This is a genomic window from Mycobacterium sp. NGS50, from assembly GCF_059812545.1.
The window spans coordinates 1-13,445 of the sequence record NZ_JCALCW010000033.1 but is presented as its reverse complement, the minus strand read 5'-3'; the positions used below and the strand labels follow the sequence as shown (position 1 = coordinate 13,445).

Here is a 13,445-nt window from a genome sequence, read left to right as displayed (position 1 = left end):
TTCTCCTCACCCGAAATCGGGTTTCGTGCCGCCCAATTGGGCGGTCAGTGTATCGGCGGTTGTGGTCACCGCGCGCGCCCACTTGGTGATCTCACCGTCGGTCAGCGCCCGGCCGACCTGCAGCGACAGCACCATCACCTGGCGCCGATGATGGTCGAAGACGGGGGCGGCGATGACGCTGACATCCTGTCGGCGCCGTCCGGCCGGCTCATCGCGCAGATACACGCGTTCGCCGATGTCGGCAACGAGTTCACCCAGCAACGCCTGCAACTCGGTGGGCAGTGTCGCCGACACCCCAGCCATCAGCGCGTAAAGCCGTCGCCCGCCGGGCGTCAGACGTTCCACCAGATAGCCCGCCGACCGGCACTCGGCCACGACACGGTCAAGCCGGTCACTATCGGTCCGCAACGGAATGGTCGGTTCGCGGGCCAGCCAGCCGCGCAGCGCCTCGTCATCCCACAGTACGAACATCAACCCGACCGGAGGGGCGAACGGATAGCTCTGCCCGACGCGGACCGTCGGCTTGTCTCCCGGCGGCGCCACCAGCTCCAGCACCGTGATCCGGTCGTCCACCACCGCCGACAACGCGGCCGTCGTGGCGAAGGTGGTCGAGATCAACCGCAACTGCTCCCGCGCCGCCGGATTCACCCGCAGCGACTCCTGTGCGCTATGGCCGAGCCCGATCAACGCCGGCCCTAGGCCGTAGGTCTTGTCCCGCGCATCGCGGAGCAGGTAGCCCGCATCGGTCAACGCGGTCACGATGCCCAAACAGGTCGGCTTGCTCAGATCCAGCCGTCGGGCCAGCTCGGACAGCCCGAACCGGTCGTGCGGATGCTGCGCCAGGAAGTCCAGAATCGCCACCACCCGGGTGGTCGGCGGAGAAATCCGGCCGGACGAGTCGCCTGCGGGCATTCCAAAATCGTACCTGCAAAGTCCAGATATGTACCCGCTGGGATCGCGCTCGCCGTTGACTTGAGATTGGAACCCGTTCTAGTCTTCATTCGGAATCCCTACCGAGTCGGTTCAATAATGAACCAATACCCGAACTAGCTAAGGATGGGTCATGTACTCCCACCCGCTCACCGAGGCGATCGCCGAGGCCGAGAGGCTGGTCGCCGAGGCCCCGTTCATCGAGTCCGAGGCCGACCTGCTCGAAGGACTGCAGTACCTGGCCGGCGGAATATCCGCCTGCACGCATCTGGCCTTCGACTACGACCGCGACCACCCGTTCCTGCAATCGGGAACCGGTCCGTTCACCAAGATGGGCTTGGACAATCCCGACACGCTGTACTTCGGCACCCGGGTGTCGGCCGGGCACGAATATGTGGTGACCGGGCGGCGCGGCAGCACCACCGATCTGAGCTTCCAGCTGCTGGGCGGTGAATACACCGACGACAACGTGCCGGCCAGCCAGGCCGCCTTCGATGACCGCGAGCTCGACATCGCCGCCGACGGCAGCTTCCAGTGGCGAGTGGTTCCGACCAGCCCCGGCCAGTTGGTGATCCGCGAGGTGTACAACGACTGGGCGGCCCAGCGCGGCACGTTGGCGATCAGCCGCACCGACACCGCCGGTACCGCGCCGCCTGCGCTGACCCGTGAGCTCGTCGAAAGGCGTTATGCGGTAGCCGGAAAGCAGCTGATTCAGCGGGTGAAGACCTGGCTGGCGTTCCCGCAGTGGTTCTACCTCGACATCCCTGTCAACACGCTGGTGGCGCCGCGGCTGACTCCGGGCGGGCTAGCCACCCAGTATTCGTCGGTCGGTCACTTCGACCTCGCCCCCGAGCAGGCCCTGATCATCACGCTGCCGGTCACCGACGCGCCGTACCTTGGCTTCCAGCTGGGTAGCCTGTGGTACATCTCGCTGGACTACATCAACCACCAGACCTCGCTGAACGGCACTCAGGCGCAAGCCGATCCGGATGGCAAGATCCGTATCGTGGTCTCCGATATCAACCCGGGAGTGACCAACTGGGTCGAGACCCTGGGGCATCGTCGCGGCTTCCTGCAGTTCCGCTGGCAGCGGCTGTCGCGTGCGCTGACCGAAGCGGACGGCCCCACAGCGGAACTGGTCGACGTCGCGGCGGTGCCGGACAAGCTGCCGTACTACGCACACAACACGATTTCCGACGAAGACTGGCGGGCCCGGATCGCCGAGCGGCAGATCCACGTTGCGAACAGGATGCTGGGGTAGACATGGCTGGAATGCTTGACGGCAAGGTTGTGGTGATCAGCGGGGTCGGACCGGCCCTGGGCACCACGCTGGCGCTCCGATGCGCGGGGGAGGGCGCCGATCTGGTGCTGGCCGCCCGCACCGCCGAACGCCTCGACGAGGTGGCCAAACAGATCGCCGACACCGGCCGGCGCGCGGTGGCGGTCGGGACGGACATCACCGATGACGCCCAAGTCGCGAACCTGGTCGAGTCGTCCCTGGCGGCCTACGGCAAGATCGATGTGCTGATCAACAACGCGTTCCGGGTGCCGTCGATGAAGCCGTTCGCGGGCACCACATTCCAGCATATTCGCGATGCGATCGAACTCAGCGTGCTGGGTTCGCTGCGTCTCACCCAGGGTTTCACGCCGGCGCTGGCCGATGCCAAAGGCGCCGTCGTCAATGTGAACTCCATGGTGATCCGGCATTCCCAGCCGAAGTACGGCGCCTACAAGTTGACCAAGTCCGCGCTGCTGGCCATGTCGCAGACCCTGGCGTCCGAACTCGGCGAGCAAGGCATCCGGGTGAACTCCGTTGCCCCCGGCTACATCTGGGGTGACACCCTGAAGGGCTACTTCAACCATCAGGCCGGCAAGTACGGCACCACCGTCGAGCAGATCTACGCCGCCACCGCAGCCAACTCGGATCTCAAGCGGCTGCCGACCGAGGACGAAGTCGCCTCGGCGATCCTGTTCCTGGCCAGCGACTACGCCAGCGGCATCACCGGCCAGACCCTCGATGTCAACTGTGGGGAGTACAAGGCCTGATGAGCCAACGCACCAATGTCGCCACCGTCGAGGAGTTGCACGCCTCGGCTGCCAAGATGGTCGGCCTCGACGACTTCGGCGTCGACGACGACAACTACCGCGAAGCGCTGGGGATCCTGTTGGAGTCCTACCAGCGTGAGGCCAACCTGACCGAACTCGGCAGCAAGATGAACCGGTTCTTTCTGCGTGGCGCGCTGGTGGCCCGGTTGCTGTCGGAGGCGGGCTGGAAGCAGCACCCCGAGCATGCCGGCATCGCCATTGAGCGACCCATCTTCGTCACCGGGTTGCCGCGTACCGGAACTACCGCGTTGCACCGGTTACTCGGGGCGGACCCCGCGCATCAGGGTCTGCAGATGTGGCTGTCCGAGGTACCGCAGCCGCGCCCGCCGCGCGAAACCTGGGACTCCAACCCCGTCTACGAACAGATCCAGGCCCGGTTCGCCCGCCACCACGACGAGAATCCCGACTACACCGGCCTGCACTTCATGACCGCCGACGAACTTGAGGAGTGCTGGCAGCTGCTGCGACAGTCGCTGCACTCGGTGTCCTATGAGACGCTGGCGCATCTGCCGAGCTACGCGCACTGGCTGTCTCAGCAGGACTGGGGGCCGGCGTACCGGCGACACCGCCGCAACCTGCAGCTGATCGGCCTGAACGACGCAGACAAGCGGTGGGTGCTGAAGAACCCGAGCCACCTGTTCGCGTTGGACGCGATCATGGAGGTCTATCCCGACGCGCTGATCGTGCAGTGTCACCGCCCCGCCGAGACGATCATGGCGTCGATGTGTTCGCTGGCCCAGCACACCACCGCCGGCTGGTCGACGAGCTTTTCCGGCGCCCAGATCGGTGCCGACCAGATGGAAACCTGGTCGCGCGGCCTGGCGCTGTTCAACGCTCAACGAAGCCAACACGATTCGGCACAGTTCTGCGACGTGGACTACGGCGACTTCGTGGCCGATCCGGTGGGCGCCGTCGAGGGGATCTACCGTCACTTCGGTCTGTCGTTCAGCGACGACGCCCGCGCAGCGGTGCAGGCCAGCCACGCCGCCAGCAAGGAAGGCCCACGGGCGCCCAAACACACCTACTCGCTCAGCGACTACGGGCTGACCGCCGACGAGGTCAAGGAGCGGTTCGCCGGCCTGTAAGTACCTGGCGCGAGCAGACGCAAATGTGCCCATTTCGTGCCGAAATTGGGCACATTTGCGTCTGCTCGCCCAGAAAATTAGCCGTCGCCGGGGGCGGGTGCGCTGGAGAACTCCTCCAGGCAGCCCTCGGCGACCGCGTGCCGGATGCTGTCGGACAGCTTCGGGCAGGTCCGGGCGCAGCCGCTGTTTCCGCCGTCGGCCCGCAGCTCGGCAAACACCGCGCAGCGCTGCGTCGCCTCGGAATTCCACTGCACGGCGGTGTGTCCCGGCCCGAGTTTCTTCACCGTGACCGTGGCGTGGCAGAACCGGCAGTCCACCGGAACCAGACCCGAGGTCAGGTAGCGCTCACGGTCCTGCCGGGTGGCTTCGGCCACCGCGGCAGCGCGGGCAGGATCGTTGGCGAAATCCGGTGCCTTGCCCCAGGATCCGGTGTGCGGCTGGTTCGGAGTCGGCGGGTGGTCGTCATGCGCGCCGTGCACCATCAGCATCGACGCAGCGAGCTGCTCGACGTCGGGCACCTCCGGCCGGTCAGCCATCAGGACGTCTGTTCCGCTTTCTCCGCCGCCAGGCGCGCCAGGTTCTGCTCGACCTCCACGTTCCACTTCTCGTTGGCGACGGTGGTGTCCACCTCGATTTCGAAGCGGTCGGTCATCTCGGCGGTCACGTCGGCCGCGTCCACATAGAACTGCTGGTACCAGCGGCGCATCTGGTAGACCGCGCCGTCCTCCTCGACCAGCAGTGGGTTGTCGATCCGGGTCTTGTGCTTCCAGATCTCCACGTCCTGCAGGAAGCCCTTGGACACACCGGTGGTCATGGCATCAGCGAGCTTGTCGGTGGTGGCTTCGTCCATGCCCTTGGGCTTTTCGACGATGACACCCCACTGCAGCAAGAACGAGTCCTGGGTTACCGGGTAGTGGCAGTTGATCAGGATCGACTCGGCCTTGTAACCGCTGTAGTTGTTGTGCAGCCAGTTGATCATGAACGACGGGCCGAAGTAGGACGCCTCGGAATCCAGATGCGCCTCACCGTAAGTGGTGCCCATATCGGTGATGTCGGGGCGACCGACGTTGTGCAGGTACTGCGAGGCGATGTGGCCTTCGAACACGTTCTTGAAGTACGTCGGCAGGCCGTAGTGGATGTAGAAGAAGTGCGCCATATCGGTGACGTTGTCGATGATGTCGCGGCAGTTGGAGTTGATCAGCATGCTGTTCCACCGCCAGTCGGTCCACTCGCCGCCGGACCACTCCGGGATCTCCGGGATCCGCACCTCCGGCGGTGGCGGGTTGCCCTCGTGGTCATGCCAGACGAACAGCAGGCCACCGCGCACGTCGGTGGTCCAGGCGCGGGTGCGGGCCAGCCGCGGGGTGCGCTTGGCGTAGGGCACCAGCTTGCACTTGCCGTCGCCGCCCCAGCGCCAGTCGTGGAACGGGCAGGCGATCTCGTCGCCCTTGACGGTGCCCTGGGCCAGGTTGCCGCCCATGTGCCGGCAGTAGCCGTCCAGGATCTTCACCTCACCCTGGGAGTCGGCGAAGACGACGAGGTGGGTGCCGAAAATCTCGATGCCGTGCGCCTGACCGTCCAGGTAGTCCTTCACCGGGCCCAGGCAGTGCCATCCCCGCGCGTACCGATCGGGCAGGGCGCCGGTGTCGATCTCACGAATCCCGGCAGTCTCGCTAGCCATCACACGCCTCCAACGTTGTCCGCTTCTAACTAGAACACGTTACAGTTTTAAGGACGGATTGCGCAATAATGGCAGGCCAGGAATGGTCGATCCGGCCGTGTGCGGTATACCTGGGCGATGCCGCTGTTTTCCTTCGAAGACCGATCGCCGCGGATCGATCCCACCGCGTTCGTCGCACCCACCGCCACGCTGATCGGCGACGTCACCGTCGAGGCCGGTGCCTCGGTGTGGTTCAACACCGTACTGCGCGGTGACTATGCGCCCATCGTGATCCGCGAAGGCGCCAATGTGCAGGACGGATCGGTGCTGCACGCGCCACCAGGTATCCCGGTCGACGTCGGGCCGGGTGCGACGGTAGCGCACATGTGCGTCATCCATGGTGCGCACATCGGCGCTGAGGCGCTGATCGCCAACCACGCCACCGTCCTCGACGGTGCGGTCATCGGGGCACGCAGCATGATCGCCGCGGGGGCGCTGGTGGTCGGCGGGACCAAGATTCCCGACGGGGTGCTGGCGGTCGGATCGCCCGCGAAAATCAAGGGACCGATCGCCGGTACCAGCGCCGAGATGTGGGTGAACGTCAACCCGAAGGCGTATCAGGATCTGGCCGAACGGTACCGATCCGGACTGGAACCGATCGAATAGTCGGAGTACCGCGGTTAAACGGGCTTGGCGCTCGCGGCGGCGCGGTCCAGCTCCCAGTAGGCGCGCAGCGCGACGAGCTGCCCCTGCTCGTTGGCCCGGTAGGTGAAGACACCGTCGGTGGTCACCTGGTGGCCGGCCATCGTGATCACGATGTTGCCGACATTGGCCTCCTCATCGCCGCACTGGAAGGTATCGGCGAAGTTGAACTCGATGCGGTCGGTGGGCGCGATCGCCTTGTCCCAGAACGCTGAAATCTCATCGCGGCCGCGGTGGCCCTTGCCTTCGGGATCGAAGTGCGACGGGCCGATCGGGTCCTGCACGATCGCGTCGTCGGCGAAGTTCGCCAGCCAGGCCTCCTTGTCGCGGGCGGCGACGGCCTCGCGCGAGCGGCGACCCGCAACGTGGGCGGGGTGATCTGCATTCATCGGTGCTGCTCCTGCCGGTCGGAGTGAAGGGGCGCTGATGGTCAGGGCTTTTCGGCCCCGACCACCCACATCGAGTAGTACTGTGAGCCACCGCCGTAGGCGTGGCCGAGCGCTTTGCGTGCGCCCGCAACCTGGTGGTCGCCGCCTTTGCCCATCACCTGGATCGCCGACTCGGCGAAACGGATCATGCCGGAGGCGCCGATCGGGTTACTCGACAGCACCCCGCCCGAGGCGTTGACCGGCAGCCGTCCGCCGATCGCGGTTTCGCCGGCCTCGGTGAGCTTCCAGCCCTCTCCTTCGGCGGCGAACCCGAGGTTCTCCATCCACATCGGCTCGAACCACGAGAACGGCACGTAGATCTCGGCGGCGTCGATCTCGTCAAGCGGGTTGGTGATACCGGCCGCCTTCCACAGCGCGGCGGCGGCGTCGCGACCGGCCTGCGGGTTGACCTGGTCGCGGCCGGAATAGGCCAGCGGTTCGGTGCGCAGCGACGTGGCGTGCACCCAGGCCACCGGGTGACCGTCGGCCGCCCGGGCGTCCGCGATCTGCTCAGAGCCGATCACCATCGCGCACGCGCCGTCCGAGGACGGACACGTCTCATCGAATCGGATGGGATCCCACAACATTTGGGATGCCATCACCTTCTCGACCGTGATGTCGGGCTGGTGCAGATGGGCCAGCGGGTTCTTGGCGCCGTTGAGCCGGTCCTTGACCGCCACCATCGCACCGATATGGTTCGGCGCGCCGGAACGGCGGATGTAGGCCCGTACGTGCGGGGCGAAGTAACCGCCGGCGCCGGCACCGACCGGCTTGGTGAACGGCACCGGGATGGACAGCGCCCACATGGCGTTGGACTCGGACTGCTTCTCCCAGGCCATCGCCAGCACCCGCCGGTACTTGCCGGACTGCACCAGGCTGGCGGCCACGATCGCGGTCGAGCCGCCCACCGACCCGGCGGTGTGCACCCGGATCAACGGTTTACCGGTGGCGCCCATGGCGTCGGCCATGAACAACTCCGGCATCATGACGCCCTCGAAGAAGTCCGGAGCCTTGCCGACCACCACCGCGTCGATGTCGTCGAACGTCGACCCCGAGTCGGTCAGCGCCCGGTCGATGGCCTCACGCACCAGGCCGTTCATCGACACGTCATGGCGCTTGGCGACGTACTTGGTCTGTCCGGTGCCCAGAACCGCGGCCAGTTGCTTCGCAGCCATTACTTGTCCCGACCTTCCATGACAGCCACCAGATTCTGTTGCAGCGCAGGCCCGCTGGTGGCGTGCGCCAGCACCCGCGACGCGGTGCCGTTGAAGATGTGCTGTGCGGCGAAGCCGATACGTTCCATGCCCGCGACGAACATCGGGTTGGCCGCCAGGGCGCCACCGGACGGGTTGACCTTCGCCTTCGACGGCAACCGCATGGCTTCGGTCAGGATCAGGTGCTGGTGGGTGAACGGGGCGTGGATCTCGGCGACGTCCACCGACGGCATCGCCTCGCCGCTGGCCGCCTGCGCCGACACCGTCGTCGACGGTGATCGGGTCAGGTCCCGCGCGCCCAACACCCCGGACTCGATGCGATGCTCGAAGCCGGTGATCCACGCCGGGTTTTCGCACAGCTCACGGGCCTTGTCGCCGGCTGCCAGCACGATCGCCGCCGCCCCGTCGGTGATCGGCGCGATGTCGTGACGGCGCAGCGGGTCGGCGAAGTACGGCCGCTCGAGCAGCTCATCGATGGTGGTGGCCGCCGGCTCCGAATCCACCCGCTGGGCGCGGGCGAAGGAGTCCACGGCAACCTGTGCCATCTGTTCGGGCGTCCACTTGTCGGCGTCCAGGCCGAGGCGGGCCTGCAGTCCGGCGATCGACACCGAGTCCGGCCACAGCGGGGCGACGGTGTACGGGTCGGTCTGCAGCGCCAGCACCCGGCGCAGGGTGCCGGCCGACGACTTCCCGAAGCCGTAGGCCAGCGCGGTGTCGACCTCACCGGTCAGCACCTTGATGTAGGCCTCATAGAGCGCCCACGCGCCGTCCATCTCGACGTGCGACTCGTTGATCGGGGGAACCGCGCCGATCGAGTCGATCGCGGAGATGAACGAAAAGGCGCGTCCGGCGAGGTAATCCGAGGAACCCGAGCACCAGAAGCCGATGTCGGCACGGGTGATACCCAGCTCGGAGTACAACTGGGCGAAGCACGGCATCAACATCTCGACGCCGTTGGTGGTGCCGTCGGTGCGGCGAACGTGCGGGGCGTGGGCGAAGCCCACCACCGCGACATCGCGTTGCGTCATGCTGCCCCTCACAGGTGGTGTTTGTAGCTGTCGTAGTCGGCGTCCGGTTCGCCGCTGGGCCGGAAGTATTCGATGTTGTCGATGCCCAGACCCCACTCCTCGCGGGGTTTCCATACCGCCTGGACCCGCATCCCCATCCGCACGTCGTGTGCGTCGATGTCGGAAACCAGGTGCAAAAACGGGATGTCGGCACCGTCAAGCAGCACGTACGCGGCCACGTACGGCGGTTTGATCCGCTGACCGGGGAACGGGATGTTGATGATGGCGAACGTCGTCACCGTCCCGGTGTCCGGCAACTCGACGAAGTTGTCCAGTTCCAAGCCGGTGGCCGGGTCGGCTTCCTTGGCCGGGAAGTACAGCTTGCCGTCGGTGCCGCTGCGCGCGCCCAGCAGTTTGCCCTCCTGAAGCGCGCGCAGATAGGCGCTCTCCGGCCGTGAGGCCGTGTGCTGGATCTCCAGGCTGGAGGGGCTCAGCAGCATGGTCACCGGGTCGCGTTCGTCGGTGACGTCCGGGACCGGCTCAGCCTCGTCGCCCAGCGCGAAGTAGGCGATGTCGGTGATCGCGCCGACCGGCTCATCGACCCAATGCACATGCACTCGGGCGCCGGTGCGGATCGCCGACGGACCGTGCTCGCCCACATCAACGGCGTGCAGGATCGGGGTATCGGCGCCGTCGAGGGCGATCAGCGCCCAGGCGAACGGACGGTCCAGCGGCTGGCCCTCCAGCGGCGCCGGCTGCCAGGTCCATGACTGCACCGTGCCGACGCTGCTCACCGGTACGATCTCGGTCAGCTGTTCATAGGTGACCGGGTCGTATTCGGCGGGCGGCACGTGGACCCGACCATCGGATCCACGCACCCCGACGACGCGACGCCCACGTAGCGCGGTGAAGAACGCACCGAGGGTGGGGCCGACTGAACGGGTGTAGTCGAAGGACAACTTCAACGGCGCGGAGAGGGGCGGCTCATGCTCATCCATCTGCGCGGGGTGGCTTTGGCTGGCAGTCACAGCATCGAGTAGAACAGGTTCTAACAATGGTGGCAAGCAGGTGGGCGAGGAGCCGAGGATGAAGCTGGGATTGCAGCTGGGATATTGGGGTGCACAGCCCCCGCAGAATGCCGCCGAGTTGGTTGCGGCGGCCGAAGCGGCCGGTTTTGACGCGGTGTTCACCGCCGAGGCATGGGGTTCGGATGCCTATACGCCGTTGGCCTGGTGGGGGTCGGCGACCAGCCGGGTGCGGTTGGGCACCTCGGTGGTGCAGCTGTCGGCGCGTACCCCGACCGCGGCGGCGATGGCCGCGCTGACCCTGGATCACCTGTCTGGTGGGCGGCACATCCTGGGGCTCGGCGTGTCCGGTCCGCAGGTGGTGGAGGGCTGGTACGGGCAGCGCTTCGGCAAGCCGCTGGCCCGCACCCGGGAGTACATCGACATCCTGCGTCAGGTGTGGGCCCGCGAGGCGCCGGTGACCAGCGCGGGACCGCACTACCCGCTGCCGCTGTCCGGGGAGGGCACCACCGGTTTGGGCAAGGCGCTCAAGCCGATCACCCATCCGCTGCGCGCGGACATCCCGGTGATGTTGGGGGCCGAGGGTCCCAAGAACGTCGCGCTGGCCGCCGAGATCTGCGACGGCTGGTTGCCGATCTTCTACACGCCGCGGCTGGCCGGTATGTACAACGAGTGGCTCGATGAGGGATTCGCCCGGCCCGGGGCGCGGCGCAGCCGCGAGAACTTCGAGATCTGCGCGACCGCTCAGGTCGTGATCACCGATGACCGGCCGGCGGCGTTCGCCGGGATCAAGCCGTTCCTGGCGCTCTACATGGGCGGCATGGGGGCCGAGGACACCAACTTCCACGCCGACGTCTATCGCCGGATGGGGTATTCGGAGGTGGTCGACGAGGTGACCACGCTGTTCCGTACCAACCGCAAAGACGAAGCCGCCAAGGTCATTCCCGACGAACTCGTCGACGATGCGGTGATCGTCGGGGACATCGACTACGTGCGCAAGCAGATCACCGTCTGGGAGGCCGCCGGCGTGACGATGATGGTGGTCAGCGCCCGCAGCGTCGAGCAGATCCAAGAGCTGGCCACCCTGATCTGAGCAAAGCCCTTTCGGCGGATTAGAACACGTTCTAGATTGGCGTAATGACAACCGGACAGTCTTCCCAGCACACGATTGCCGGCACCGTGTTGACCATGCCGGTACGTATCCGCAAGGCCGACACCCACGTCGCGATGTTCTCGGTGCCCGTCGACGCCGCACAGCGGCTCATCGACTACAGCGGTCTGCGAGTGTGCGAGTACCGGCCCGGCCGCGCCATGACGATGCTGATGCTGGTCCGCTACATCGACGGCGACCTGGGCCGCTACCACGAGTTCGGCACCGCCGTCATGGTCAATCCGCCGGGATCCACCGCCACGGGCCCACGCGCGCTGGGTTCGGCGGCCGCCTTCATTCACCACCTGCCGGTCAACCAGGAGTTCACCCTGGAAGCCGGCCGGCGTATCTGGGGATTCCCCAAGGTGATGGCGGACTTCACCGTGCGCGAGACCTCCAAGTTCGACTTCGAGGTCAGCGTGGACTCGAAGCTGATCGCCGGCATCGAGTTCAGCCCGGGCCTGCCGATACCGTCGGCGCTCACCTCGCGGCCCCAGGTGTTGACCACCTACAGTCACACCGAGGGCGTTACTCGTGAGATTCCCTGGGAGATGCGTAATTTCGGCATGCGGCTGCGCCTCGGTGGAGCGCGGCTGCGGCTCGGTGATCATCCCTACGCCCAGGAGCTCGCGTCGCTGGGGCTGCCCAAACGGGCGCTGGCCACCCAGTCATCGGCCAACGTCGAGATGACGTTCGGCGACGCGCACGACCTTTCGCTCTGAGACAGGAGAATCCGGACGCAATGACCACCCCAGATGTCGACCTCACCGACGGCACCTTCTACGCCGACGGCGGCGCTCGCGCCGCCTACAGCTGGATGCGGGCCAATCAGCCGGTGTTCCGAGACCGCAACGGACTGGCCGCCGCGTCGACCTACCAGGCGGTGATCGACGCCGAGCGCACCCCGGAGGTGTTCTCCAACGCCGGCGGCATCCGACCCGACCAACCGGGCTTTCCGTACATGATCGACATGGACGACCCGGCCCACCTGTTGCGCCGCAAGCTGGTCAACGCCGGCTTCACCCGCAAGCGGGTGCACTCCCAGCTGCCGTCGATCGAGACGCTGTGCGACACCCTGATCGACGCGGTCTGCGAGCGCGGCGAATGCGACTTCGTCCGCGATATCGCCGCCCCGCTGCCGATGGCGGTGATCGGCGACATGCTCGGCGTGCTGCCCGAAGAGCGCGGCATGCTGCTCAAGTGGTCCGACGACCTGGTGTGCGGGCTGAGTTCGCACCTGGACCCGGAATCTCCGCTGATCGCGGCGGTGATGGAGGCGTTCACCGCCTACACCGCGTTCACCATGGAGATCATCGCCAAGCGCCGCGCACAACCCACCGACGACCTGTTCTCGGTGCTGGTCAATGCCGAGGTGGACGGGCAGCGGATGACCGACGACGAGATCGTCATGGAGACCCTGCTGATCCTGATCGGCGGCGACGAAACCACCCGGCACACCCTGTCGGGCGGGACCGCGCAGCTGCTGCGCCACCGCGACCAGTGGGAGATGCTGCAGCAAGACCCCGACCTGCTGCCCGGCGCGATCGAGGAGATGCTGCGCTGGACCTCGCCGGTCAAGAACATGTGCCGCACCCTGACCCAAGACACCGAGTTCTACGGCACGCAGCTCGTCCAGGGCGAGAAGATGCTGCTGCTGTTCGAGTCGGCCAACTTCGACGAGTCGGTATTCGACGAGCCGGAGCGATTCGACATCAAGCGGGATCCCAACAGCCACCTGGCGTTCGGTTTCGGCACCCACTTCTGCCTGGGCAATCAGCTGGCCCGCCTGGAGCTGCGGCTGATGACGCAGCGGGTGTTGCAGCGGCTGCCCGATCTGCGGCTGGCCTCCGGTGAGCCGCTGCCGCTGCGACCGGCCAACTTCGTGTCCGGCCTGGAGTCGATGCCGGTGGTGTTCACCCCGACCGCCCCGGTGCTGGGTTAGCCGGGCCTTCTCGCCGAACGTGTACTCAGGCCGATAATTTCCCCTCAAAGTCAAGTGGCTAGTGCAATGGCGGCTTAGGCAGCTTGGTTGAGGAGGGCGGCTAAGCGTTGGGCTGGGGTGTCGTAGTCCAGGGTGGGTCGGGGCCGGGTGTTGAGTTTGTCTTGGACCCGTTTGAGGTCGGCCTTGGTGTAGCCGG

The 13,445-nt window shown here is 66.5% G+C and carries 14 protein-coding genes; 7 read left to right on the top strand and 7 right to left on the bottom strand.

The genetic code is table 11. The annotated features are described in order from the left end of the window. Positions 1-6: 6 nt before the first annotated feature. Positions 7-912, bottom strand: a complete 906-nt coding sequence (locus tag AC5Y36_RS20395; protein WP_500042774.1) for an IclR family transcriptional regulator — start codon at positions 910-912, stop codon at positions 7-9. Between the two features lie 151 nt (positions 913-1,063). On the opposite strand from AC5Y36_RS20395, the gene AC5Y36_RS20390 reads away from it, so the two are divergent. From AC5Y36_RS20390 to AC5Y36_RS20380, 3 genes are read left to right on the top strand one after another with little or no spacing between them, the layout of a single operon-like run. Then, entirely contained in the window at positions 1,064-2,191 is a 1,128-nt protein-coding gene (locus tag AC5Y36_RS20390) for a hypothetical protein (RefSeq protein ID WP_500042773.1), read from the top strand. A gap of 2 nt (positions 2,192-2,193) precedes the next feature. Continuing rightward, positions 2,194-2,976, top strand: a complete 783-nt coding sequence (locus tag AC5Y36_RS20385; protein WP_500042772.1) for an SDR family oxidoreductase — start codon at positions 2,194-2,196, stop codon at positions 2,974-2,976. Then, positions 2,976-4,121 (top strand): sulfotransferase family protein, encoded by a 1,146-nt coding sequence (locus AC5Y36_RS20380; protein ID WP_500042771.1) that lies wholly within the window; start codon positions 2,976-2,978, stop codon positions 4,119-4,121. The genes AC5Y36_RS20385 and AC5Y36_RS20380 overlap by 1 nt, the downstream gene beginning before the upstream one ends. Before the next feature lie 77 nt (positions 4,122-4,198). Here AC5Y36_RS20380 and AC5Y36_RS20375 read toward each other — a convergent pair whose 3' ends face one another. Next, complete coding sequence (locus tag AC5Y36_RS20375) at positions 4,199-4,657, bottom strand: hypothetical protein (protein ID WP_500042770.1); 459 nt, start codon at positions 4,655-4,657, stop codon at positions 4,199-4,201. Further along, on the bottom strand, positions 4,657-5,802 hold the full coding sequence (locus tag AC5Y36_RS20370; protein WP_500042769.1) for a 3-ketosteroid-9-alpha-monooxygenase, oxygenase component: 1,146 nt from the start codon (positions 5,800-5,802) through the stop codon (positions 4,657-4,659). Before AC5Y36_RS20370 ends, AC5Y36_RS20375 begins: the two co-directional genes overlap by 1 nt. A gap of 117 nt (positions 5,803-5,919) precedes the next feature. Between AC5Y36_RS20370 and AC5Y36_RS20365 the strand changes: the two genes are divergently transcribed. Then, complete coding sequence (locus AC5Y36_RS20365; RefSeq protein ID WP_500042768.1) at positions 5,920-6,447, top strand: gamma carbonic anhydrase family protein; 528 nt, start codon at positions 5,920-5,922, stop codon at positions 6,445-6,447. Between the two features lie 14 nt (positions 6,448-6,461). On the opposite strand, the gene AC5Y36_RS20360 is transcribed toward AC5Y36_RS20365, so the two are convergent. From AC5Y36_RS20360 to AC5Y36_RS20345, 4 genes are read right to left on the bottom strand one after another with little or no spacing between them, the layout of a single operon-like run. Further along, positions 6,462-6,872 carry a nuclear transport factor 2 family protein gene (locus AC5Y36_RS20360; protein ID WP_500042767.1) on the bottom strand — a complete coding sequence of 137 codons (411 nt, stop codon included), beginning with the start codon at positions 6,870-6,872 and terminating at the stop codon, positions 6,462-6,464. Positions 6,873-6,913: 41 nt separating this feature from the next. Further along, positions 6,914-8,086 (bottom strand): thiolase family protein, encoded by a 1,173-nt coding sequence (locus AC5Y36_RS20355; RefSeq protein WP_500042766.1) that lies wholly within the window; start codon positions 8,084-8,086, stop codon positions 6,914-6,916. Next, entirely contained in the window at positions 8,086-9,153 is a 1,068-nt protein-coding gene (locus tag AC5Y36_RS20350) for a thiolase family protein (RefSeq protein ID WP_500042765.1), read from the bottom strand. The genes AC5Y36_RS20355 and AC5Y36_RS20350 overlap by 1 nt, the downstream gene beginning before the upstream one ends. Positions 9,154-9,161: 8 nt before the next feature. After that, positions 9,162-10,160: a Zn-ribbon domain-containing OB-fold protein gene (locus AC5Y36_RS20345; protein WP_500042764.1), complete on the bottom strand. Its 999-nt coding sequence runs from the start codon at positions 10,158-10,160 to the stop codon at positions 9,162-9,164. Positions 10,161-10,218: 58 nt separating this feature from the next. Here AC5Y36_RS20345 and AC5Y36_RS20340 point away from each other — a divergent pair, with 58 nt between their 5' ends. Genes AC5Y36_RS20340 through AC5Y36_RS20330 form a run of 3 tightly spaced genes read left to right on the top strand, consistent with a single transcriptional unit; the run spans position 10,219 to position 13,249 of the window. Further along, positions 10,219-11,250 (top strand): LLM class F420-dependent oxidoreductase, encoded by a 1,032-nt coding sequence (locus tag AC5Y36_RS20340; RefSeq protein ID WP_500042763.1) that lies wholly within the window; start codon positions 10,219-10,221, stop codon positions 11,248-11,250. A gap of 44 nt (positions 11,251-11,294) precedes the next feature. Next, the gene (locus tag AC5Y36_RS20335) at positions 11,295-12,029 is read left to right on the top strand and encodes an acetoacetate decarboxylase family protein (RefSeq protein WP_500042762.1); all 735 of its coding nucleotides are present in this window, start codon (positions 11,295-11,297) and stop codon (positions 12,027-12,029) included. Between the two features lie 20 nt (positions 12,030-12,049). Next, complete coding sequence (locus tag AC5Y36_RS20330) at positions 12,050-13,249, top strand: cytochrome P450 (protein ID WP_500042761.1); 1,200 nt, start codon at positions 12,050-12,052, stop codon at positions 13,247-13,249. The last annotated feature ends 196 nt before the right edge of the window (positions 13,250-13,445 follow it).